The 3,821-nt window shown below is 68.5% G+C and carries 2 protein-coding genes; both read right to left on the reverse strand.

Annotation, left to right across the window (positions count from 1 at the left end; all coding sequences use genetic code 11):
• Positions 1 to 494 (reverse strand): hypothetical protein (locus NUV94_07980; protein ID MCR4392675.1); only part of this gene is annotated, 494 nt, incomplete at its 3' end.
• Complete coding sequence (locus NUV94_07985) at positions 491 to 3,451, reverse strand: hypothetical protein (protein ID MCR4392676.1); 2,961 nt, start codon at positions 3,449 to 3,451, stop codon at positions 491 to 493. The genes NUV94_07980 and NUV94_07985, both read right to left, overlap by 4 nt.
• Positions 3,452 to 3,821: the final 370 nt, after the last annotated feature.

A 3,821-nucleotide genomic window follows, 5' to 3' on the forward strand; every position in this document is an offset into this window, starting at 1 on the left:
TTCCCCTGGAGGCGGAAGGCCGCCCGGTTGCTGACGTAGACGCCCTTTCCGTTCTCGGTGATGAGGCTGTCCCGCAGCTCGCCGCCGCGCACCCCCTCGACGAACAGGCCCTCGCCCCGGTTCCCGCGGATGACGAGGTTCGCCAGGACCGGGTTGTCGGCCCGGCTCTCCACCTGCACCCCGCGTTGGCCGCCGGTGACGGTGAGCCCGATCAGCACGACGTCGCGCTCCCGGAGGAGCACCACCGGGTCATCGGCGAACTTGGCCTGAACGATCACCTGCTCGGGATCTGCGCCGCGGATGGTCAGCCCCCGCTTGGCGATCGTAAGGTTCTCCACATAGGTGCCGGGGGCGACGGTGATGGTATCGCCCACTGCCGCGGCGTTGATCGCCTCCTGGATCGTCTTGAACTCCTCGGGCACGCGAAGTTCCGCGGACACGGCGAGCGCGCCCCAGACCACCAACACAACCAGCAACGCCAGTTTCGTCCTCATCGCCCGCTCACCTCCACTGGCTGCACCACTTGGAATCCCTCGAATCCCTGACGCACGCCTTGGATGAGGTAGTAGAACGCCCCGTCCTTGCCGTGGGCCTCGCGGACGACCAGACGCGCAGGGGAAAGCTCTACCACATAGAGCTGTAGCCACTGCCCAATCGGCGTCAGTTGCACCGTCAACCCCTCGGCGGAGGTCACCAGGCCGAAGTGCTCGGCCAGCTCGACGACCGCTTCCCCGGCCAGGAGTTGAGCCTGGCCCCTCACAAAGACGCCAGCTTCCGGGCCCTCCAAGGCCGCGTACACGATCTCCGTTGCCGGATCCGTTGGGTTCGGCTGGACGAAGAACTTGCACCCCTGCACCCGGAGATCCCGGCTCACGGTAACGCTGTCGAACTCCGCGTCCCGGGCGATCAGGTCACCCGCGTCCAGCAGACCCATCACGCGCACGTCGCCCTCTACCTCCAGTTGGTTCGGGATGCGCACAAGGCCCGTCGCCCGGTTGAACTCCATCACCGTGAGCTTCAGCTCGGCTAGGTTCGGGGGATCGGTCGTCCCCAGGGCCAGGTTCGGGCCGTTGCCGGGGTTGATGAAGCTCCAGGTGTTCGTCGGGCTTCCGCCGGGCCTTGCCGGCGGCTCGCCTACCACCAGCCAGCCGGCGAATGCTTGGCCCGTGATGGTGGCCGCCTTGGCCGTTAGGCTGCCCCCGACCTCGGCATCGGTGCTCACCGTGAGCGAGGGAACGGTCAGGCGGCCGGTCAGGGTGTCGCCGGCCTTGAGGATGTAGCGCTTGTCCGCGGCGGCGAAGTCCACACTGCCGGGATCTCCCTTGGGGCCACGCTCGCCCTGGGGCCCCTGGGGTCCGGGAGGACCTTGGGGGATCTCGAGCTCGATCTCCAGTTTCTTGTCGGTTTTCTCAGGGATGGCCGTCAGCCAGGCCCGCCCGCTGCCTGGTTGGTTGTGGGGGACGAACTGGACGTCGAGGGCGACCTCGCCGATGCCGGGCCCGGCATCGCCCTGCGGCCCTTGCAGACCTCGCGGCCCCTGTGGACCAGCAGGGCCTTGGGGGCCTTGTGGGCCTTGTGGGCCAGCAATGCCTTGGGGTCCCTGTGGACCTTGGGGGATCTGGAGCTTCAGGACGAGGTTTTGGTTGATCGAACCGGGAATCGGCACGAGGGCCGCTTGCCCTCCCCCGGCCTGGCCGGCGGGCACAATCACGGCGTTCAACTGAACCCCCACGATGCCCGGCCCGGGAGGTCCGGCAGGCCCGGGACCTGCGGCAAGCGCGACCCAGTTCACTCCGTTGAACACCATCGGGAGGTTCTGCCCGGTGTCGAAGTAGAGCGCGCCCGGCCCGACGGGCACGGGTGCGGCCGCGAACGCGCCGAGCTGGAGCTGCCCACCCACCTGAGCGTTTCCGCCTACGTTCAGGCCCAAGACGACGTTCACCGCCCCGCCGACGTTGAGGTTCCCCGCAAAGGCCACGTCCCCACAGCCGGCGGGTGCGGCCACGCCGACCCCCAGGCTGTGGGCGATGGTAAGGCTCCCCGCCGGTGGTGCCACCGGTACGGCCGGTACGGGCATCCCGATCGCCGCGGCGCCTGTCGCGCTCATCTCGAACCGGGGAGCGCCGACGCAGAACGCCCCGGCGGGAGCTCCGGCGAGGGCGATCACGAACTCGCCGGTTGCGGTGGAGGTCAGGGTCCAGTTCCGGCCGCCGGGGAGGAGGCCCATGCTATCGAGCGCCAGGTTCGCTGGGTTGCCAGCGCCGAGGTGCCCGATGTGGAGCCTGTACGCCGGAGCCGCGACCGCCAGGCCCACGTTTCCCGCGGCGGAGATCACGAACCGCGGGGCGGCCGCGGAGAGGTCGGTGATCGTGAAGCTGCCCGGCGTGGCCGGCGCCACGGGATTGCCAAGGGTGAAGGTCAGATGGCCCGCCGGCCCCTCGAACACCATTCGCTCCACGTACGTGCCCGTAGGCTGCGGGAAGTGCTCGATGAACACGACCGCGGTCGCTGGGCTCGACACCGTGGGCGGCCACGGGCGAGGCACGACGACGGGCACCGGAACAGGATGCATCGCCCAGGTCCAGATCCCCGCGCCTCCCGCGCTGTCGTCGAAGCTCAGCAACACGGGCAGAGATCCTGGCTCGGCCCGTGGAGCGAGGTTCAGCCTGGACCATCCTTCAGCCGGTCCCATCGTGGTCAGCCCCGCCACCCGCAGGCCGTCGCCGAGGGTGGTCAACCCCTCGATCGTGGCCGTGCCCTCGACATGGAGGCTGCCCCCGGGGGAGAGGTTCGGGGGACCGCCGGTAGGCAGGCGGCCGTCGTCCTCGAAACGGATCGCCCTTTGGTCCCCGGACAGGACGAACTCGCCAACCTGTCGGTACTTGTCGAAGGGTACCGGCTCGATCTTCCCGGTCAGGACGAGCTCGAAGATAGCCAAGACAGGCGGGCCGTAGTAGCGGCGGTAGACGCGGTACCCAGCGCGAGCGCCGATCCGCGCCGTCTCTCGGAGAATGTCCGGAACCTCCCATTCCATGACGTAGATCTGCCCGGAGATGACCCACGCCGGAACCGGACCGACCTGCACGGCTTCCTTGTCGTCCACGAACGCGGTGACAAGGTAGAAGTAGATCCCATCAAGCTCCCCCGCCCGTTCGCCCGACTTGGGGTCCCGCGACCCGATGTCGAACCCGGGCGCAAGGTCCGTGGGCAACCGCTTGACTGTGAGATCCCCGCCCAGGGCGAGGATGTCCGCGCCCAGCCCAAGGACGAGCCCGGCCTTGGGCAAAGCCAGGCCGGTAAACGACGCCTGGAGATCGAGCCTGATCCCCACTAACGCTTCCACCGTGAGGGTAGTGAACCTGCCCTCCTGGGCCGGTGAAGGCCACCCCAGAAAGACGAGCCCAACTAGGATTCCCCACGCCGAAACGACCGACCGCCATCCTCGCCGCATGGCTACCCCCTTCCCTGCTTGTTGCACTTACTTCATCGCCAGCCGAGCCTGCTCGGCCGGCGTTGGCGCCAGGGCATGGCGATCATGTCGGGTGTGCCTGTCCGGCGTTCGGGAAGCGCAGGTTCGCGCCTGCCGGGTCCTGCGGTCGGCCAGGCCGTCGGGGTGGAGCGTAGGGAGGGGCAAGGTCGGATCGGTGGCGACGGCAGCTCGAGCGGGACCGGGGGTTATGTGTTCTTGGTTGCCGCGGTTACATGCACCACCCCGCCGCCGGTGGCATCATAGTGCTCCGTCCCGTCCGTGTCAATGAGGAACAAACCCGCGACGCGTGATCTGCGATGCGTGAGGTGAAGAAGGGCTCTACTGATCACGG

The organism is Candidatus Acetothermia bacterium, from assembly GCA_024653305.1.
GTDB lineage: Bacteria > Bipolaricaulota > Bipolaricaulia > Bipolaricaulales > Bipolaricaulaceae > JACIWI01.